This is a genomic window from Thermithiobacillus tepidarius DSM 3134, from assembly GCF_000423825.1.
Taxonomy (GTDB): domain Bacteria; phylum Pseudomonadota; class Gammaproteobacteria; order Acidithiobacillales; family Thermithiobacillaceae; genus Thermithiobacillus; species Thermithiobacillus tepidarius.
Window position 1 is genome coordinate 224,255 of record NZ_KE384096.1, and the last position, 20,374, is coordinate 244,628.

14 protein-coding genes, 1 tRNA gene and 1 other RNA gene are annotated in these 20,374 nt (G+C 67.2%); 15 read left to right on the forward strand and 1 reads right to left on the reverse strand.

The genetic code is table 11. The features are described from left to right. Nucleotides 1–24: 24 nt before the first annotated feature. From dnaE to tilS, 3 genes are all read left to right on the forward strand, one after another. Entirely contained in the window at nt 25–3,537 is a 3,513-nt protein-coding gene (dnaE, locus tag G579_RS17845) for a DNA polymerase III subunit alpha (RefSeq protein ID WP_081662825.1), read from the forward strand. Nucleotides 3,538–3,573: 36 nt separating this feature from the next. Then, on the forward strand, nt 3,574–4,533 hold the full coding sequence (locus G579_RS0114275) for an acetyl-CoA carboxylase carboxyltransferase subunit alpha (RefSeq protein ID WP_028990710.1): 960 nt from the start codon (nt 3,574–3,576) through the stop codon (nt 4,531–4,533). An 81-nt stretch (nt 4,534–4,614) separates the two neighbouring features. Next, nucleotides 4,615–5,883, forward strand: a complete 1,269-nt coding sequence (gene tilS, locus G579_RS17850; protein WP_051181732.1) for a tRNA lysidine(34) synthetase TilS — start codon at nt 4,615–4,617, stop codon at nt 5,881–5,883. A gap of 152 nt (nt 5,884–6,035) precedes the next feature. Here the strand turns inward: tilS and G579_RS0114290 are convergent, their stop codons facing one another. Beyond that, the gene (locus G579_RS0114290; RefSeq protein ID WP_028990711.1) at nt 6,036–7,562 is read right to left on the reverse strand and encodes a glycosyltransferase family 39 protein; all 1,527 of its coding nucleotides are present in this window, start codon (nt 7,560–7,562) and stop codon (nt 6,036–6,038) included. Nucleotides 7,563–7,759: 197 nt separating this feature from the next. Here G579_RS0114290 and G579_RS0114295 point away from each other — a divergent pair, with 197 nt between their 5' ends. The 12 genes from G579_RS0114295 (at nt 7,760) to G579_RS0114345 (ending at nt 20,374) form a co-directional block, all read left to right on the forward strand. After that, on the forward strand, nt 7,760–9,400 hold the full coding sequence (locus G579_RS0114295; RefSeq protein ID WP_028990712.1) for a CTP synthase: 1,641 nt from the start codon (nt 7,760–7,762) through the stop codon (nt 9,398–9,400). Further along, the gene (gene kdsA / locus G579_RS0114300; RefSeq protein ID WP_028990713.1) at nt 9,397–10,239 is read left to right on the forward strand and encodes a 3-deoxy-8-phosphooctulonate synthase; all 843 of its coding nucleotides are present in this window, start codon (nt 9,397–9,399) and stop codon (nt 10,237–10,239) included. The genes G579_RS0114295 and kdsA overlap by 4 nt, the downstream gene beginning before the upstream one ends. Before the next feature lie 64 nt (nt 10,240–10,303). Then, nucleotides 10,304–11,584, forward strand: a complete 1,281-nt coding sequence (gene eno / locus G579_RS0114305) for a phosphopyruvate hydratase (RefSeq protein ID WP_028990714.1) — start codon at nt 10,304–10,306, stop codon at nt 11,582–11,584. A 62-nt stretch (nt 11,585–11,646) separates the two neighbouring features. Continuing rightward, nucleotides 11,647–11,925, forward strand: coding sequence for a cell division protein FtsB (gene ftsB, locus G579_RS0114310; protein ID WP_028990715.1), 279 nt, complete (start codon nt 11,647–11,649; stop codon nt 11,923–11,925). 210 nt (nt 11,926–12,135) lie between these two features. Beyond that, nucleotides 12,136–15,114 (forward strand): bifunctional diguanylate cyclase/phosphodiesterase, encoded by a 2,979-nt coding sequence (locus G579_RS17855; RefSeq protein ID WP_051181734.1) that lies wholly within the window; start codon nt 12,136–12,138, stop codon nt 15,112–15,114. Nucleotides 15,115–15,178: 64 nt separating this feature from the next. Then, nucleotides 15,179–15,269 (forward strand) — tRNA-Ser (locus tag G579_RS0114320). A 47-nt stretch (nt 15,270–15,316) separates the two neighbouring features. Next, nucleotides 15,317–15,413, forward strand: an RNA gene (gene ffs, locus G579_RS18810) — signal recognition particle sRNA small type. 29 nt (nt 15,414–15,442) lie between these two features. Then, entirely contained in the window at nt 15,443–17,152 is a 1,710-nt protein-coding gene (dnaX, locus tag G579_RS0114325; RefSeq protein WP_028990716.1) for a DNA polymerase III subunit gamma/tau, read from the forward strand. A gap of 39 nt (nt 17,153–17,191) precedes the next feature. After that, entirely contained in the window at nt 17,192–17,518 is a 327-nt protein-coding gene (locus tag G579_RS0114330; RefSeq protein ID WP_028990717.1) for a YbaB/EbfC family nucleoid-associated protein, read from the forward strand. 13 nt (nt 17,519–17,531) lie between these two features. Beyond that, nucleotides 17,532–18,137, forward strand: a complete 606-nt coding sequence (gene recR / locus G579_RS0114335; RefSeq protein ID WP_028990718.1) for a recombination mediator RecR — start codon at nt 17,532–17,534, stop codon at nt 18,135–18,137. A gap of 58 nt (nt 18,138–18,195) precedes the next feature. Continuing rightward, nucleotides 18,196–19,416, forward strand: coding sequence for an ammonium transporter (locus tag G579_RS0114340; RefSeq protein ID WP_028990719.1), 1,221 nt, complete (start codon nt 18,196–18,198; stop codon nt 19,414–19,416). A gap of 112 nt (nt 19,417–19,528) precedes the next feature. Further along, nucleotides 19,529–20,374 (forward strand): NAD(P)H-hydrate dehydratase, encoded by an 846-nt coding sequence (locus G579_RS0114345; RefSeq protein WP_028990720.1) that lies wholly within the window; start codon nt 19,529–19,531, stop codon nt 20,372–20,374.

Below are 20,374 nucleotides of genomic sequence, written 5' to 3' on the forward strand. Positions count from 1 at the left end.
ACCCATTGGATTCGGCTATTCGGCATGAGTGTTCCCTTCGTCCATCTGCACGTGCATTCCGAATACTCTCTGGAGGACGGCATCGTCCGGATTCCGGAGCTGGTGAAGCGTTGCCGCGAGCAGCGGATGCCGGCGGTGGCGCTCACCGATCACGGCAATCTCTTCGGCTTCGTCAAATTCTACAAGGCGGCGCGGGCCGCCGGCGTCAAGCCCATCGCCGGCACCGAGCTGTGGCTCCAGAATCCGGAGGAGCCGCAGAAGCCCTACCAGCTGGTGCTCCTGTGCCAGGACAACAGCGGCTACCGCAATCTCATGAAGCTGGTGTCCATCGCCTACCTGACTGGCCTGCGCGACGGCCGGCCGCAGCTGGAGCGCGATGAGCTGGCCCGGCACAATGACGGCCTGATCGCTCTGTCGGCGGCCGGGCGCGGCGAGGTGGGGCAGGCGCTGCTGAAGGGGCAGGACGCCCATGCCGAGGCGGCGGCGCGCTGGTATGCCGAGTGCTTTCCGGAGCGCTTCTACCTGGAGCTGCAGCGCAACGGCGAGGCGGAGCAGGAGCTGCTCATCGACGCCAGCCTGGAGCTGGCGGCGCGCCTGGACCTGCCGGTGGTGGCCAGCAACAACGCCCATTTCCTCGACAGCACCGATTTTCCCGCTTTCGATGTGCGCGCCTGCATCTCCGGCGGCTGGACCCTGAGCGACCCCAAGCGCCCGCGCCGCTTCACCCCCGAGCATCATCTGAAGTCGCCGGCGGCCATGGCCGAACTCTTCGCCGACATCCCCGAAGCGCTGGAAAATACCCTGCACATCGCCGCCCGCTGCAACGTCACCCTGCAAATGGGCAAGTACTTCCTGCCGGAGTTTCCCACCCCCGACGGCATGCCCTTGGACGACTACTTCGCCCAGGCCGCCCGCGACGGCCTGGCGCGCCGGCTGGTGGAGCTGGGCCTCGACGGCGAGGCCGCCCGCACCTACCGGGAGCGCCTGGAGCGCGAGATCGGCGTGATCCAGCAGATGGGCTTTCCCGGCTACTTCCTCATCGTGGCGGACTTCATCCAGTGGGCCAAGCACAACGGCGTGCCGGTGGGCCCGGGGCGCGGCTCCGGTGCCGGCTCGCTGGTGGCCTATGCGCTGCTGATCACCGACATCGATCCGATCCGCTACGGGTTGCTCTTCGAGCGCTTTCTCAACCCCGAGCGCGTGTCCATGCCCGACTTCGACGTGGATTTCTGCATGGTGGGGCGCGACCGGGTGATCGACTACGTGGCGTGCAAATACGGCGCCGACCAGGTGTCGCAGATCATCACCTACGGCACCATGAAGGCGCGCGCCGTGGTGCGCGACGTCGGTCGGGCCCTGGACAAGTCCTATGGCGAGGTGGACCGGCTGGCCAAGCTGGTGCCGCCGGATCTGGGCATGACCCTGCAGAAGGCCCTGGCCGAATCCGAAGAGCTGCGCACCCGCTACGAGCAGGAGGAGGACGTGCGCGAGCTGCTGGACATCGCCATGCGCCTGGAGGGCCTGGCGCGCCATGCCTCCACCCACGCCGGCGGCGTGGTCATCGCGCCCGGGCCGCTGACCGATTTCGTGCCGCTGTTCAGCGACGACAGCGGCTCCGGCAACGTCACCCAGTTCGACAAGGATGACGTGGAGAAGGTGGGGCTCGTGAAGTTCGACTTCCTGGGCCTGCGCACTTTGACCATCCTCGACAACGCGGTCAAGCTCATCAACGCCGAGCGCGGCCGCCAGGGACAGGAGCCACTCGACCTGGCCCGCATTCCCACCGACGACGCGGCCACCTTCAAGCTGCTCAAGGCCTGCGAGACCACGGCCGTGTTCCAGCTGGAATCTTCGGGCATGAAGGACCTGATCCGGCGCCTGCAGCCGGATACCTTCGAGGACATCATCGCGCTCGTCGCCCTGTTCCGTCCGGGACCGCTGCAGTCGGGCATGGTGGAGGACTTCATCAACCGCAAGCACGGCCGCGCCAAGGTGAGCTATCCCCATCCCGCCCTGGAGCCGATCCTCAAGGAGACCTACGGCGTCATCGTCTACCAGGAGCAGGTGATGCAGGCCGCCCAGGTGCTGGCGGGCTATACCCTGGGCGGCGCCGACCTGCTGCGTCGCGCCATGGGCAAGAAAAAGCCCGAGGAGATGGCCCAGCAGCGCGCCATCTTCCTGGAGGGCGCGGCCAGGAACGGCATCCAGGCCGAGCAGGCCAACGCCATCTTCGATTTGATGGAGAAGTTCGCCGAATACGGCTTCAACAAGTCCCATTCGGCGGCCTATGCCCTGGTCTCCTACCAGACCGCCTATCTCAAGGCCCACTACCCGGAAGCCTTCATGGCCGCCGTGCTGTCCGCCGACATGGACAACACCGACAAGGTGGTGACCTTCCTGGCCGAGTGCGCGCGCATGGGCATCGAGATCCTGCCGCCGGACGTCAACGCCAGCGATCTCGTCTTCACGCCGCGCGGCCGCAGCATCCGCTTCGGCCTCGGCGCCATCAAGGGCCTGGGAGAGGGCGCCGTGGAGGCCATTCTGGAGGCGCGCGCCGCCGGCGCTTTCCCAGACCTCTTCGATTTCATCCGCCGGGTGGATCTGCGTCGGGTGAACCGCCGCGCCTGCGAGGCCCTGATCAAGGCCGGCGCCCTGGACTCCCTGGGCGGGCACCGGGCGGCCCTGCTGGCCTCCCTGTCCCTGGCCATCGATGCCGCCACCCAATGGCAGGCGGCGCTGGACACCGGCCAGAACAGCCTTTTCGGCGACGCGGCCGGGCCGCTGGCCCCGGTGCAGCAGCTCATCGACGTGGCGCCCTGGTCCGACCAGGAGCGCCTGGCGCTGGAACGGGAGACCCTCGGTCTCTATCTGAGCGGCCATCCGGTGGACAGTTGCCAGGCAGAACTGGCCGCCCTTGGCGTGACGCCGCTGGCGGAGCTGCGGCCGCAGACCACCGTGCTGGCCGGCGGCCTGGTGGTGGACCGGCGCAGCATCCGCACCCGGCGCGGCGACCGCATGACCTTCCTCACCCTGGACGACAAAAGCGCGCGCCTGGAGGTGGTGGTCTTTGCCGAAGCCCTGCAGCAAGCCGAGACCGACCTGGGCGCCGATGAGGTCATCCTGGTGCTGGGCGAGGTGAGCGAGGACAGCTACTCCGGCGGCATCCGCATGACTGCCCTGAAGCTGCTGAGCATCGAGGCGGCGCGCATTGCCCTGGCGGACCAGCTCTATTTACACTTGTCGGCGGACAGTCAGGCGCTGCTGCAGCCATTGGCCGAACTGCTGCGCCAGAGTCCCGGCCAATGCCGCGTACATGTGCATTATGAAAATACCCAGGCCCGGGCCGAGCTGCGCCTGGGCGGGACGGAGAGCGGCTTGGGCGTGCTTGCGAGCGACGCCTTGCTGAAGGCGCTGCAAGCGCTGCTGGGAGAGGCGGGGTGCTCGATCAAGTATCATCCCGTTTCCCGGCTGCTGGAAGCCTACGCCGCCAACGCCCGCAACAACGGGCGCCCGCAGCGCGCGGCATTGAGAGCATGAAGCAAAACCATTATCGAGGAATCGGGAACATTGCAGATGAAGCGAAGCTATCTTGACTTTGAGCAGGCCATCGCCGAGCTGGAAACGAAAATCGAGGATCTGCGCCAGCTGGGCGAGGAGGGTCAGGTCAGCTTGGAGGACGAGATCAGCCAGCTGGAGGAGAAAGCCAACAAGCTGACCCGGAAGATCTACAGCGATCTCGGCCCCTGGCAGGTTTCCCAAGTGGCCCGCCATCCCCAGCGTCCCTATACGCTGGACTACGTGGAGCGCATCCTGACCGACTGGTACGAGCTGGCGGGCGACCGCGCCTTCGCCGACGATCCCGCCATCGTCGGCGGCATCGGCCGGCTGCAGGGGCGGCCGGTGGTCTGGATCGGCCATCAGAAGGGCCGCGACACCAAGGAAAAGATCCGCCGCAACTTCGGCATGCCGCGGCCCGAGGGCTACCGCAAGGCGCTGCGCCTGATGCGCCTGGCCGAGCGCTTCCGCATACCGGTGCTGACCTTCATCGACACGCCCGGCGCCTATCCCGGCATCGGCGCCGAGGAGCGCGGGCAGAGCGAGGCCATCGCCCGCAATCTGGCAGTCATGTCGGATCTGGCCACACCCATCGTCTGCACGGTGATCGGCGAGGGCGGCTCGGGCGGCGCGCTGGCCATCGGCGTCGGCGACCGCATCATGATGCTGCAGTACAGCACCTATTCGGTGATCTCCCCCGAGGGCTGCGCCTCCATTCTGTGGAAGAACAGCGACAAGGCCGCCGAAGCGGCCGAGGCCATGGGCATCACCGCCGATCGGCTCAAGGCGCTGGGGCTCATCGACGAGGTCATCCCGGAACCCCTGGGCGGCGCTCACCGCGACTTCGACCAGATCGCCCGCGACCTGCAGGCGGCCCTGCTGCGTCAGCTCGACGCCTTGCAGGCCCTGCCGAGCGAAACGCTGCTGCAGCAGCGTTATCAGAAGCTCATGTCCTACGGCGTCTACGGGGGAGCCTAGGCCATCGCCGGCGCCGGTTTCCCCTCCTGTCTGGCCCGGGCCCTGCAAAGCCTGGCCATCCCGGCGGCAGCCGGGAAACTGGTGGCTCTGAGCGGCGGTCTGGATTCCACCGCTCTGCTGCTGGGCCTGCACGACCTGTCGCCAGCGGGCAGCCTGCGCGCCGCTCACGTGCATCACGGCCTGCATCCGGATGCCGACGCCTGGGCCGAGCACTGCCGGCAATTGTGCGAGCGACTGCAAGTGCCGCTGGAAATCCTGCACGTCTCCTGTGCCAAGCGGCCCGGCGAGAGCCAGGAAGAGCAGGCTCGCCTGGCCCGCTATCAGGCCCTGGGCGAGATCCTGCGCCCCGGCGAATGGCTGCTGACCGCCCACCATCGCCAGGACCAGGCCGAAACCCTGCTGCTGCAACTCCTGCGCGGTGCCGGCCTGGATGGCTTGGCCGGCATGCCGCCGCGCCAGCCCTTTGCCGCCGGCTTCTTGGCCCGCCCCTTGCTCGATTGCGAGCGGGCAGCCATGCAGGCCTTCGTCGAGATCCAGGGAGTCGCCTGGATCGAGGACCCCGCCAACACGTCCGCCGATTTCCGCCGCAACCGCGTGCGCCGGCAGTTGATTCCTTTCCTGCAGCAGTTGGGCTGGCCGGCGGCGGTGGAGACCGTGGCCCGCAGCGCCGCCAATCTGGCGGATGCCAAAGCGGTCGTCGCGGAAGCCGCCGCGGCGGACTGGGCCGCCTGTAGCGATGCCCAGGGGCGCGTCCGGCGCGATGCCCTGCGCCGGCTCAGCCCGGCGCGCCAGCGCTACGCCCTGCGCCACGGGATCCAGGCCCGCCATCTGCCCATGCCCGGGCGCGACGCCCTGGAACGCCTGCGCTTGCGGCTCGTCGGCCCGGACACGGGCAAGACCCTGGAATGGGCCGGCGGCGTACTTTGGTTGCACGGCGAGCACGGCCAATTCCTGCCTGCCGACGAGGCACCGGCTCCAGTCCCGGCGGAAAGTCGCTGGCGCCCGGCCGCAGGGCCGCTGGCGGCGTGGCAAGCGATGCTGTTGCCCGCCGGCAGCCCGCCGCCGTCCGCTCCCTACCACGATCTGCGCGCCGACCTCTTCGGGCAGGAGCTGCGGGTGGCTTATCGCCGGGGCGGCGAGCACTACCTCACTGGCCAAGGCCATCGCCGCTCCCTCAAAAAGGTCCTGCAGGAGCTCGGCGTTCCGCCGCGCGCGCGCGCGCGGCTGCCTCTGCTCTACGATGCGGAAGGGCGATTGCTGGCCGTGCTCGGTCTTTTCACCTGCGGCCCGGGCCTGCCGCGGCCGGGGGAGGAGAGGGTGATGCGGATGACGAGGAGCATCGAGCGCTGAAGCATGGCGCGGGTGGGCGTCGCGCGGTGGCGGCTTCAGCCGTTGCGCGATGCGCCGCACCGGCAGCCGCCAGATCGCCGGCCGGCCCGTAACTGCGCGGCCGGGCTGCGGCTGGCCGCCCTGGCGGATCTGATCCGGCGCCTGTCCTTGCCCTAGTACCGCTCCGGCCGCGGCCAGTCCCCGCCCTGATAATTCCGGCAGAACACCAATGTGTACTCGCGCCAGGTGACGCCCTGGGTGGTGGCGTCGAAGTGCTGCGCCGGCGCGCAAGCATCGAAGCGCTGCTGCCACTGGGGCGGCGCTGCCGGGTGCCGGCCCTCCATCACCAGAATGGCGTTCTGCCCGCGCCGGTTCTCGAAGTCCGGCCAGAAATCATACTGGTTGAAACGCCGGCCGCCGAAGTTGACGTTGTAGACCTGCGGGTGATCCGGCAGGTAGAAGGCGAGGCTAGAGGCGGTCTGGTAGGTGTCGCTGACGATGAAGGCCGGTCCGCTTTGTCCGCGTATCTGCTCGACCCACTGCGCCATGCTGCTCCAGCCGCGCATCTGGTGGGAAGCGTCCAGCCGCCGCGGGATGGGGATGCCGCTGTCGCGCAGCAAGTCGGTGCTGAGCACGATGGCAAGGCTCGCGGCTGCCAGCGCAAAGCCCCCCGTCAGCCAGGCGCGCCGCGTCAGGCGGGCCAGCGGGCCAGCGGCAATGATGAACAACCCGACGTAGGCGGCCACCGGCCAGTTGGCGTTGACCGTGCCGACGGCTGCCTTGCCGTAGTAGAAGGTCAGGGTGAGCAGGCTCGGCCACAGGACGATGCCGTAGCGGCCCGGCTCCGGTTCGTCCAGGCGCATGGCCCGCCAGACGCCCAGCGCCGCCAGCGCGTAGAGGATCGGGGAGATGATGCCGATCTGGCCGCCTAGAAAGGCGAGCCAGTGTCCCAGGCTGGTGTCACCTTCGCGCACGTGCTGTCCGGCGTGCATGAAAGTGCCCCAGCCGTGCTCGACGTTCCACCACAGCATGGGCAGCGTACACAGCGCGGCGATGAGCGCCGCGAGATAAGGCTCCGGCCGCCGCAGCCAGTGCCGCAGGCGTGGCTGGGCCAGCAGGTAAACGAAGACGGCGGCGGGCAGCAGGCCCATGCTGAGCTTGGTCAGCAGCCCAAGCCCCGTGGCCAGGCCGGCCGCATGCCAAGCCCAAGCCTGCTGCCGGATCGCGGCGAGCCAGACGAACCAGAGCGTCGAGAGCCAGAAGAGCACCATCGGCACGTCGGTGGTCATCACCAGGCCGCCGATGAAAAAGACCGGGCTCAGGGTGAAGAGCAGGGCGGCGATGGCGCCGGCGCTTCTGGATTGCCACACCTGCACGGTAAAGGCATAGGCCAGCAGTGCCACCAGCAGGGACAGAAGCGGCGCCAACAGGCGCATGCCCAGTTCCGTATGGCCGGCGATGCCGGTGCCGACCGCGATCAGCCACGCGATCATCGGGCCCTTGCTGTAATAGCCGAGGTCCAGGTGTCGCGACCACTCCCAGTAGTGCGCCTCGTCGGGCGCCAGATCGAGCGGCCCCCAGATGATGTAGGCGTAGCGGAACAGGGCCAGCGCCGCCAGCGTGACCAGCAGCCAAGTGGGCAGGGCAGACGACCTAAGGCGGGCGGCGGGTGCAGCAGTGTTTAAGGAACGGTTGACCAATATGATGATCTCTATGGAACGGAATGGCTGGAGGCATTGTAAGAAAAGCCGCCAGCGCTGTATATCTTGCCGGCCGGGCTGGCTGCGGGCGCTCGTCAAGAGACTCGGGTCCGGTTTGCCGCCATTGAGACTTCAGTGCGTTTCTGGTATTTTCCCCGGCTGCTTCCATCCCTCCGCCTGAAACGCGCAGCCAACTCATGACCAAATATATCTTCGTCACCGGTGGTGTAGTGTCTTCCCTCGGCAAGGGCATCGCCAGCGCTTCCCTGGCGGCCATTCTCGAGGCGCGGGGCCTGAATGTCACCATGATGAAGCTGGACCCCTACATCAACGTCGATCCCGGCACCATGAGCCCGTTCCAGCACGGCGAGGTCTTCGTAACCTACGACGGCGCGGAAACGGACCTGGATCTCGGGCATTACGAGCGCTTCATCTCGGCGCGCATGTCCAAGCGCAACAATTTCACCACCGGGCTCGTGTACCAGAGCGTGATCGAGAAGGAGCGGCGCGGCGACTACTTGGGCGGCACCGTGCAGGTGATCCCGCACATCACCGACGAAATCAAGCGGCGCATCAAGGCCGGCTCCGAAGGCGCGGACGTGGCGCTGATCGAGGTGGGCGGCACGGTGGGCGATATCGAGTCGCAGCCCTTCCTGGAGGCGATTCGCCAAATGGCGGTGGAGGAGGGGCGCGAGAACACCCTTTTCGTGCACCTGACCCTGGTGCCCTACATCGCCTCCGCCGGCGAGATCAAGACCAAGCCGACCCAGCACTCGGTGCGCGACCTGCGCGAGATCGGCATCCAACCGGACGTGCTGCTGTGCCGCGGCGACCGGCCGGTGCCCGCGGATCATCGCGCCAAGATCGCGCTTTTCTGCAACGTGCCGGAGCGGGCGGTGATCTCGGCGGTGGACACGGACACCATCTACCGCATTCCTTTGCTGCTGCACGAGCAGGGACTGGACGACATCGTCGTGGAGCGCCTCGGCCTGCAGGCGCCGGCGCCGGATCTGTCGGTCTGGGAAGGCATCATCGACGCCATGGAGCACCCCGAGGGCGAGGTGCGCATCGCCTTGGTCGGCAAGTACGTCGGCCTGACCGAATCCTACAAGTCCCTGTCCGAAGCGCTGAATCACGCCAGCTTCCGCAACCGGGTCAAGGCCCGGCTGCTGTACGTGGATGCCGAGCAGATCGAAAGCGAAGGTGCCGAGGCTTTGCTCGGTGAAGCGGATGCCATTCTGGTGCCCGGCGGCTTCGGCAGCCGCGGCATCGAAGGCAAGATTGCGGCCATCCGCTATGCCCGCGAACGGCGGGTGCCCTATCTCGGCATCTGCTTGGGGATGCAGATGGCAGTGGTGGAGTTCGCCCGCCACGTGGCGGGCCTGAGCGATGCCGCCAGTGCCGAGTTCCAGCCCGAAACGCCGGCACCGGTGATCACCCTGATGACCGAGTGGAACACGCCCGAGGGCAAAATCGCCTACCGGGAGGCCGGCGGCAACCTGGGCGGCAGCATGCGCCTGGGCGAGCAGGCCTGCAAGCTGGAGGCCGGCAGCCTGGCGGCCCGGGTCTACGGCGGCGAGCGCGTGCTGGAGCGCCATCGGCATCGCTTCGAATTCAACAACCGTTTCCGCGACGCCCTGACCCAGGCCGGCCTGCGCATATCCGGCACCTCCGAGGACGGCCAGCTGGTGGAAATGGTCGAGCTACCCGATCACCCCTGGTTCCTGGCCTGCCAGTTCCATCCCGAATTCACCAGTACGCCCCGTCACGGCCACCCCCTCTTCGAGGCCTTCATCCGGGCCGCCATGGCCCAACGGGCGCAGCGAGGCGCATCATGAACTTGTGTGGTTTCGAGGTCGGCCTGGCGCAGCCCTTTTTCCTGATTGCCGGCCCCTGCGTCATCGAGTCGGAGGCCCTGGCCCTGGACACCGCCGGGCAGCTCAAGGAAATCACCGCGCGCCTGGGCATTCCCTTCATCTACAAAAGCTCCTTCGACAAGGCCAACCGCTCCTCCGAGCGCTCCTTCCGCGGGCCGGGCCTGGATGCCGGGCTCAAGATCCTGGATAAGGTGCGCCGCGAGATCGGCGTGCCGGTGCTCACCGATGTGCACGAGATTGACGAGATCGCGCCGACCGCCGCCGTGGTGGACGTGCTGCAGACGCCCGCCTTCCTGTGCCGCCAGACCAATTTCATCCATGCGGTGGCGGCGGCCGGCAAGCCGGTCAACATCAAGAAGGGCCAGTTCCTGGCGCCCTGGGACATGAAGAACGTGGTGGAAAAGGCGCGCACTACCGGCAATCAGCAGATCATGGTCTGCGAGCGCGGCGTGTCCTTCGGCTACAACAATCTGGTGTCGGACATGCGTTCGCTGGCGGTGATGCGCGACACCGGCTGCCCGGTGGTCTTCGACGCCACCCATTCCGTGCAGCTGCCCGGCGGCCAGGGCGACAAGTCGGGCGGGCAGCGGGAATTCGTGCCGGTGCTGGCGCGCGCGGCAGTGGCCGCCGGGGTCGCAGGGCTCTTCATGGAAACCCATCCCGACCCGGCCTGCGCCCTGTCCGACGGGCCCAACGCCTGGCCCCTCGGGATGATGGCCGACCTGCTGGAAACCTTGCAGGTCATCGATCGGGCGGTCAAGGCGCGCCCGCTGGCGGAAAACGCGCTTGCCGCCGGCTGAGGGTGTCCCGATAAACACAAGAACGACCGCTTAACTGGAAAAACAAAGGGAAACCGGAGACAACATGGCTGCAATCATCGACGTTCATGCCCGTGAAGTGCTGGATTCGCGCGGCAACCCCACCGTGGAGGCGGAAATCTTCCTGGAAAGCGGCGCCATGGGCCGCGCCATCGTGCCAAGCGGCGCCTCGACCGGCGAGCGCGAGGCGGTGGAGCTGCGCGACGGCGACGCCCGCTACGGCGGCAAGGGCGTGCGCAAGGCGGTGGCCAACGTCAACGGCGAGATTGCCGAAGCTCTGCTGGGCCTGGAAGTTTTCGAGCAGGCCGACATCGACCGCACCTTGATCGAGCTGGACGGCACGCCCACCAAGTCGCGCCTGGGCGCCAACGCCATCCTGGCCGTATCCCTGGCTGTTGCCCATGCCGCCGCCGCCGAACTCGGCCAGCCCTTGTACCGCTACCTGGGCGGCCTGGGGCCGCTGACCCTGCCCGTGCCCATGATGAATATCATCAACGGCGGCGCCCACGCCGACAACGCCGTGGACATGCAGGAGTTCATGATCCTGCCGGTCGGTGCGCCCAGCTTCTCCGAGGCCCTGCGCATGGGCGCCGAGGTCTTCCATGCCCTGAAGAAGGTGCTGCACAAGCGCGGCCTGGCCACCACCGTGGGCGACGAGGGCGGCTTCGCCCCCGATCTGCCCTCCAACGAGGCGGCTCTGGAGCTCATCATGGAAGGCATCGCCGCCGCCGGCTACCAGCCGGGCCAGGACGTGCTCCTCGGCGTGGACGTGGCCTCCAGCGAGTTCTACCAGGACGGCAAGTACCAGCTGGCCAGCGAAAAGCGCGCCCTGAGCGCCGCGGAGTTCGTGGACTACTTGGCTTCTTGGGTGGACCGCTATCCGCTGGTGACCATCGAGGACGGCATGGACCAGAACGACTGGGCCGGCTGGAAGCTCCTGACCGAGCGCCTGGGCCAGCGCGTGCAGCTGGTGGGCGATGACCTCTTCGTCACCAACACCGAGATCCTGCGCCGCGGCATCGAGCAGGGCATTGCCAATTCCATCCTGATCAAGCTCAACCAGATCGGCACCCTGAGCGAGACCCTGGCGGCCATCGAGCTGGCCAAGCAGCACCGCTACACGGCGGTGGTGTCGCACCGCTCCGGCGAGAGCGAGGATGCCACCATTGCCGATGTGGCGGTGGCTACCGGCTGTGGCCAGATCAAGACCGGCTCCCTGTCGCGCACCGATCGTCTGGCCAAGTACAACCAGCTGCTGCGCATCGAGGAGCAGCTTGGCCGCAATGCCGTCTATCCGGGCCGTAGCACTTTCTATAATTTGGGCTAGATTATAGGAAGACCCGAACGCTCCCGCTTCGCGCGGGAGCGCCTTTTGCTTCGAGGCACGCCATGCGCCTGCTCAATGTAGTCAACCTGACCCTGCTCGCCATCCTGGTGGTGCTGCAGTATCCCCTCTGGTTTGCGGAAGGCAGCTGGTGGACCGTTTTCCAGCTGCGTCAGGAGCTGAAGTGGCAGCAGGTGGAAAATGTCCGCCTGAATGAACGCAACGCCCGTCTGGCCGCCGAAGTGCAGGACCTGCGCAGCGGCGTCGGCGCCATCGAGGAACGGGCGCGCATGGAGCTCGGCATGATCAAACGCGGCGAGATCTTCGTGCAGGTGGTCAAGTAACGCCGCAACGCGCTGAACGCCCCGGGGTGCCTGGGGCAACCGTCGCAGCCTGTCTCTTTTGCCAATACTCCGGCCATGGCGCATGCCCTTTGGCGTTTGTGCAAGTGCCGGAACTCGTCTACATTAATAACCAATATATATTGCATGGGCCCTTGCCGGCGGGCCTCCTTGACCGCGCAATCCGCATCGTTTCCCGCATGAAACAATGGCATGAATTCTGAAATCCCCGCCAGCAGGCTCATCGAAGGCATGATGGCCTTGGGCGAAGGCGTGCTCATCATGGATCTGCAGGGCCGCCTACGGTTCATGAATCGCCAGGCCAGCCAGCTCCTGGGCTGGGCGCCGCACGAACTGATCGGCTGCGACCTCCATCAATCCATTCATCACCGCAAGCCCGACGGCAGCCCCGCACCCGCGGCAAACTGTCCCGCGCACCAAGCCATGGCGGCCGGGGCCCCCCGGCAAAACCATGACGACATCTACGTGCGCAAGGACGGCAGCTTCATGCCGGTCAGCTACACGGCCACTCCGCTCGTCGAGGATGGGCAGGTGGTGGCCACCATCATTTCCTTTCACGACATCAGCGAGCGCAAGCGGGCCCGCCGGGCGTTGCAGGAGAGCGAAGCGCGCCTGCGTACTTTCGTGGATACCTCGCCGGACAGCATTTTTTTCAAGGACGGCGCCGGGCGCTGGCAGCTGGTCAATCGCGCCGGCTTGGCTTTGTTTGGCTTGGAGGAAATGCAGTACCAGGGGCTGACGGACCAGGAAATCGGAGGTCTGCTGCCGTTCTACCGTGATGCCCTGGCCGCTTACGCGGCTTCCGACGAGGAGGCTTGGCAGACTGCCAGCGTTGCTGAGCCCTGGCGTGGCGAGCAGGTCCTGCCGCATCCTGAGGCCCCGGCCCGCGTCTTCGACGTCATCAAGGTGCCCCTTTTCAACGAGGACGGCAGCCGCAAGGGGCTGCTCGCCATCGGTCGGGACATTACCGCGCGCCAGCGGCGCGAGGCCACCGACGCCTTGCTGCACGAAATCGACCAGAGGGTGCTGGATGGCCAGACGGAGGAACAGCTCCTGGTTTTCGCCTGCGCCCGCCTGGCGGAGCTTTTCGCCTATCCGCTGGCCTGGATCGGGATGAAGGACGCGGATGGCGCGGTGCACATCCGTGCCCATGCCGGGGAGGCCAGCGAGTACGTTGACGGCCTCGAGGTGCGCTGGGACGATACGCCGGCCGGGCAGGGTCCGACGGGATGCGCCATCCGCAGCGGCAAAACCCAGCACATGGATGCGCGCAAGCCGGCTTACCGGTTGTGGCAGGGACGCGCCGACCGGTATGGTTTCCGCTCGTCCATCGCCGTGCCCCTGCGCATCAAGCGCCAGGTGCTTGGCGCGCTCAATCTGTATTCCCCTCATCCTGGCGCTTTCGACGCGGCGACGGTTCATCAGCTGGAGGACTTGGCCTCGCGCATCAGCGTGGCGCTGCGCATCGCCCAGGATCAACAGCAGCTGCGGCTGCAAAGGGCCGCCATGGTTTCGGCGGCGAATGCCATCTTCATTACCGATCGCGAGGGACGCATCCAGTGGGTGAACCAAGCCTTCACCCGCCTGAGCGGCTACACGGCCGCTGAAGCCGTGGGCCAGACGCCACGCCTGCTCAAGTCCGGGCAACAGGACTCGGCCTTTTACCGGGCATTCTGGGAGACTATTCTGGCCGGTCAGGTGTGGCAGGGCGAGGTGACGGAGCGTCGCAAGGACGGCGAGCGGTACACCGTCAACGAGATCATCACGCCACTGCTGGACGAGCAGGGCAAGGTCACGCACTTTGTTGCCATTCAGGAAGACATCAGCGCCCGCAAGCAGGCCGAGGCCCACATCCGCCATCTGGCCCATCATGACGGACTTACCGGGCTGCCCAACCGCCTCCTGTTCCAGGACCGGCTGCAGCAGGGCATCGCTCGCGCCAAGCGCAGCGAGCAGATGCTGGCGCTGCTGTTTCTCGACCTGGATCATTTCAAGCTGATCAACGATACTCTCGGCCACCATGTCGGCGACCTGCTGCTGCAGGCGGTCGCGGAACGGCTGCGCTCCTGCGTGCGTGAGGGCGACACGGTGGCGCGCCTGGGCGGCGACGAGTTCACCGTGATTCTGCCGGACATGAGCCAGGTCCGGGACGCGGCGCTGGTGGCCAGAAAAATCCTGGAAGCCCTGTCCAGGCCGTTTCAGCTGGGCGAGCGCAAGGTCTTCGTCACCAGCAGCGTAGGGATCACCTTTTACCCCGAGGATGGCCAATCCACGGACGATCTGCTGAAGCATGCCGACACCGCCATGTACCGCGCCAAGGAGCGGGGGCGGAACAACTATCAGTTCTACACGCCGGACATGAATGCCCAGACGCTGCAGCGCCTGAGCCTGGAAAACGGGCTGCGCCACGCACTGGAGCGCCGGGAGTTCCTGCTGTTCTACCAGCCGCAGGTGGAGCTGGAAAGTGGCCGCATTACGGGCGTGGAGGCGCTGCTGCGCTGGCAGCATCCGGAGTTCGGCTTGCTGGCGCCGGCGCAATTCATGGCAGTGGCCGAAGAAAGCGGCCTGATCGTGCCCATCGGCGAGTGGGTGCTGCACAACGCCTGCGCGCAGATGCAGGATTGGCGGGCAGTCGGGTTGCCGGCTCTGCGCATGGCGGTCAATTTGTCGGCCCACCAGTTCAAGCGGGGCAATCTGGTGGCCCTGGTCGAAGAAACCCTGAAGGCCACGGGCGCCGATCCGGAGTGGCTGGAGCTGGAGCTGACGGAGGATTTGCTCGCCTGCAGCGGCGATGAGATTCTTGCCGCCCTGCGCGCGCTGCGGCAAAGAGGGGTGCGCATCTCCCTTGATGATTTCGGCTCCGGCCAGGCCTCTCTGAGCTGCTTGAAGCATTTTCCCGTCGACGTTCTCAAGATCGACCCCGCCTTCGTGCGCAATCTCGGCACCGATGCCAGCGACGCCGGCATCGTCAGGGCCATCATCGACCTGGGCCACAGCCTGGGGCGGAAAATCCTGGCCGAAGGCGTGGAAACGGAAGCGCAGCTGCATTGGCTGCAAGAATATGGATGCGATGCCTACCAGGGTTTTTTCTTCAGCCAGCCGCTGCCCGCGGCCGATTTCGCCGCACTCATGTGCCAGCGGAGCGACTGGCCTTGCGTGCCTGCGCCCTAGGGCGGGCCGGATTGGGGATTGCCCGCCGGGCCTGTATGGAGTAAGCTTCTATAGCTCCACATCTGGAGAGGTGACCGAGCGGCCGAAGGTGCAGCACTGGAAATGCTGTGTACTCCAAAAGGGTACCGTGGGTTCGAATCCCACCCTCTCCGCCAAATTTCCGTTTGTTTCACTGCAGGCTTAACCGATCAATGGCGGCGAAGACCGGTCCCCTCGCAATGGTAGGTTGTGAACCCCGTCAGGCCCGGAAGGGAGCAGCGGCAGCAGCTGATCCATGTGCCGGGGTGCGGCTGGTCCGAGCCGCCACTCCCTTGATGGTCCATTCCTGATGCAGCACTACCTCGCCCTAGCCCGCAAGTGGCGGCCGCAGCAGTTCGCGGACTACGTGGGCCAGGAGCACGTGGTGCGGGCCGTGTCCCACGCCCTGGAGTCCGGGCGCCTGCACCATGCCTTCCTGTTCACCGGCACCCGCGGCGTCGGCAAGACCACCGTGGCCCGCCTGCTGGCCAAGTGCCTCAATTGCGAGCAGGGCGTGAGCAGCACGCCCTGCGGCGTGTGCAGCGCCTGCATGGAGATCGAGGAGGGGCGCTTCGTCGATCTGATCGAAGTGGACGCCGCCAGCCGCACCAAGGTGGACGACACCCGCGAACTGCTCGAAAACGTCCAGTACGCGCCCACCGTGGGCCGCTACAAGGTGTACCTCATCGATGAGGTGCACATGCTGTCCAGCCACAGCTTCAACGCCCTCCTGAAAACCCTGGAGGAACCCCCGCCGCACGTCAAGTTCCTGCTCGCCACCACCGACCCGCAAAAGCTGCCGGTGACGGTGCTGTCCCGCTGCCTGCACTTCAGCCTGCGTCGATTGGATCCCGCGCTGATCCGCGAGCGCATGGCCCACATTCTGCAGGCGGAGCAGGTGCCCTTCGACGCCGCCGCGCTGGCGCTGCTGGCACGGGCGGCCGACGGCAGCCTGCGCGACGCGCTCAGCCTGCTGGACCAAGCCATCGTGCACGGCGGCGGCGAAGTGCGGCGCGAGGCGGTGGTGGACATGCTTGGGCAAGCGGACCGCGGCATGATCTTCGACCTGCTGGATGCCTTGGCCGCTCGCGACCCCCAGCCGCTCTTCGCCGCCCTCGACCAGCTGATCAATCTGGGACGCGACCCGGTGGCTCTGCTGGACGAGCTGCTGCAGGCGCTGCATGCCGCGGCCATGCGCCAAGTCGTGCGCCACGGCGCCGGGGACGACCCGCTGGAAGCGGAGCGCCTGGACCGGCTGGCGGCGGCCGTGGCGCCGGCGGACCTGCAGCTTTACTATCAGATCGCCCTGCTGGCGCGCCGCGATCTGCACCTTTCACCGGATGCCCGCCTGGGGCTGGAAATGGCATTTTTGCGGATGCTGGCCTTTCATCCGCACGGCGACGACAGCGCCCCGGCAGCGGCAGGCGCGGTGCCCGTGCGTGAGCCAGGCGCTGCCGCCTACCCCCGCAGCAATGGCGCCGCCCGCGAACCATCTCCTGCGGCCCAGCGGCAGGCGCCCTCGCCGGCACCGACGCCGGCAGGGCAGGGGGTGTCAGCCCCGGCGCGCGGAGCGCAAGGCGATGCCGGACAGCCCGCTGCGGACGCCACGCCCCGGGCTCCCGCCGCGGCAGCCGGCGAGCTCGGCTGGGCGCGCGTGATCCAATCCCTGAACCTGAGTCCCCTGTGGCGGGCGGTGTTGGATCATTCGGTCGCCCAGGAGTTCACGTCGGAGGCGGTGACCATTGCGCTGGCCCCCAGTCACAGCGCCATGCTGGAGGGCGGCAAGTTCAAGCCGGCCATGGAGCGCGCCCTCAAGGAGTATTTCGGTGTGCTGCCCCGGCTGCGCTTTACCCGGCTGGGCAGCGGATCGGCGCCGGCGGCGACTCCGGCCCAGCAACAGGCAGCGGAGCGCGAGCGGCGGCAGCAGGCGGCGGAGGCTGCCGTTCGGCAGGATCCCACGGTGCAGGCCATCCTGGAGACTTTCGGCGGCGACCTTGTTAAAGTCGAACCCAAGGAATAGCGCGCTGCACCTGAATTGTGAGATGAATGGAGGAGTGCCATGATGAAAGGCGGCTTGGGCAATATCATGAAGCAGGCCCAGAAGATCCAGGAAAACATGAAGCGCGCCCAGGAAGAGCTGGCGCAGATGGAGGTCACCGGCCAAGCCGGCGGCGGCATGGTCAAGGTGGTCATGACCTGCCGCAACGACGTGCGCCGTGTCAGCATCGATCCCAGCCTGCTGCAGGAGGGGGATCAGGAGATGCTGGAGGACCTGGTGGCCGCGGCCTTCAACGATGCGGTACGCCAAGCGGAAAAGACTGCGGCGGACAAGATGGCTTCCCTGACCGGCGGCCTGAACATTCCCGGGATGAACCTGCCCTTCTGAGGAGGCGTTGCCCTTGGCCTATACCGTCCCCGTCATCGAAGCGCTCGTGCAGGCGCTGCGGCAGCTGCCCGGCGTAGGGCCGCGCTCGGCGCGGCGGATGGCCTACGCCCTGCTGGAGCGCAAGCGACCGGTCATGGGCGAGCTGGCATCGGCGCTGGCCCATGCCGACCAGGTGGTGCGCCACTGCGAGCGCTGCAACAACTTGAGCGATGCGCCGCTGTGCGGCATCTGCCAGTCGGCGCGCCGCAATCCCAAGCTCCTGTGCGTGGTGGAGACCCCGGCGGACGTGTCGGCCATCGAGGCCACCGGCGCCTTCGATGGCTATTATTTCGTGCTGATGGGTCACCTCTCGCCCCTGGACGGCATCGGCCCGGAGGCGCTGCATCTGGACCGCTTCGAGCGCCTGCTGGACGAGGGCGGCTTCGAAGAAGTGATTCTCGCCACCAATCCCACCGTGGAAGGCGAGGCGACCGCCCATTTCCTGGCCGATCTGGTGCAGCGCCACGGGTTGCGCGCCACCCGCATCGCCCACGGCGTGCCGGTGGGCGGCGAGCTGGAATTCGTCGATCGCGGCACTTTGAGCAGCGCTCTGAGCGGACGGCGCGCAATCGAGCCCTGACCGGGTCGAGATTACAAGAACATATAAATTCCGAGTACTTCCTGAGTCGGGTGATCCCATGCCGGATTTCCAGGCCGCCCTGCAGGGCGGCGATGTCTTTTTCGTCTTGATGGGCGCGGTCATGGTGCTCGCCATGCATGCGGGCTTCGCCTTCCTCGAAGTCGGCACGGTGCGGCGCAAGAACCAGGTCAATGCCCTGGTCAAGATCATCGCCGATTTCGGCATGTCCACCATCGCCTACTTTTTCGTGGGCTACTGGGTAGCCTACGGCGTCACCTTTTTCGCCAATGCCAATGCGCTGCTGGCCCATGATCATGGCTTTGAACTGGTCAAGTTTTTCTTTCTGCTGACCTTCGCCGCGGCCATTCCCGCCATCATTTCCGGCGGCATCGCCGAGCGCGCGCGCTTCTATCCGCAGCTGCTGGCCACCGCCATCCTGGTGGGGCTGGTCTATCCCTTCTTCGAGGGGCTGGCCTGGAACGGCCACTTCGGCCTGCAGGACTGGCTCGCCCACCACTTCGGCGCCGCTTTTCACGACTTTGCCGGTTCCGTGGTGGTGCACGCCATGGGCGGCTGGATCGCGCTGATGGCGGTGCTGCACCTGGGTGCGCGCCGCGGCCGCTACGGCAGGAATGGCGAGGTGCATGCCATTCCACCCTCCAACATCCCTTTCCTGGCGCTGGGCTCCTGGATCCTGGTGGTCGGCTGGTTCGGCTTCAACGTCATGAGCGCCCAGCATGTGGCGGCGGCGCTGGGCCTGGTGGCCTTGAACTCGCTCATGGCCATGGTGGGCGGCCTGCTCACGGCCCTGCTGCTCGGCCGCAACGATCCCGGCTTCGCCCACAACGGCGCCTTGGCCGGCCTGGTGGCCATTTGCGCCGGCTCCGACGTGGTCCACCCGATTGCCGCCCTGTTCATCGGCGCGGTGGCGGGCGCGGTCTTCGTGAAGGTCTTCGTATTGCAGCAGTACCGCTGGCGCATCGACGACGTGCTCGGCGTCTGGCCGCTGCACGGTGTGGCCGGCCTGTGGGGCGGGCTCGCCGCCGGCATCTTCGGCCAGACCTTCCTGGGCGGTCGCGGCGGCGTGAGTCTGCTCTCCCAGCTGCTGGGCACCGGATTGGGCGTGCTGATCGCCGTGGCGGCGGGCTTCGTGGTCTACGGGGCGATCAAGCGCCTGGTGGGCATCCGTTTGAGCCAGGAACAGGAATACGACGGCGCCGACCTGAGCATGCACAAGATCGGCGCCTATCCCGAGGAAGACATTACCCGGCCGCGCTGAGTGCTGCATCTGATCCGATGGAGTCGCCCCGTTGACAGGGGTTTTGCCGACCGTTTCTAATGAAGCAAAGCCCAGCTGCCGGCCTGCGTGCGAGCGTGTTGCCGGAGGAACCATGCCCGAGCCGTTCACTTCCACATCCGAGACCCTGCGTTGGCCGGCGCTGACAGGCCTGCCCCCGCGCCGTGCCGACAGCCACAAGGGCGATTATGGCCACGTATTGGTGCTGGGCGGCGCCAGCGGCATGGGCGGCGCGGCGGCTCTGGCGGCCCTGGCGGCCTACCGTTGCGGCGCCGGCCTGGTGACGGTGGCCTGCCACCCGGACAGCCGTGCTCATTTGGCCGCCTGGGTGCCCGAAGCCATGGCCCGGGACTGGCCGGGGACCTTGCGGCAGTGGAACCGTCCCGGCGTGGTGCTGGCCGTCGGTCCCGGCCTGGGGACCGGGCTCGGCTCCCACACGCTGGTGGAGGAGGCGGCCGGCCTGGACGCGCCGCAGGTGTGGGATGCCGATGCCCTCAATCTGCTGGCCATCCGCGGGCCCGCGCTTTTGCCGGCGGGCCCCGTGCGCCTGCTGACGCCGCACCCCGGCGAGGCCGCCCGCCTGCTGGGCTGCGACACCATCGCCGTGCAGGCGGATCGCGCCGCCGCCGTGCGCCGGATCGCCCGGCGCTACCGGTGCATCTGCGTGCTCAAGGGCCACCAGACCCTGCTCAGCGATGGCGAGCGGCTGGCCCGTTGCGAGCTGGGCAATCCCGGCATGGCCAGCGGCGGCATGGGCGATGCGCTGACCGGCATACTGTCGGCTCTGCTGGGCCAGCGCATGGACCCGTGGGCCGCCGCCTGCTTCGGCGTCTGCCTGCATGCCCGGGCTGGCGATGTGGCGGCCGCGCACTGCGGTCAGACCAGCCTGCTGGCCCGCGATCTGATCGATAGTCTGGCCGGTTTGCTAAAGGAACAATGA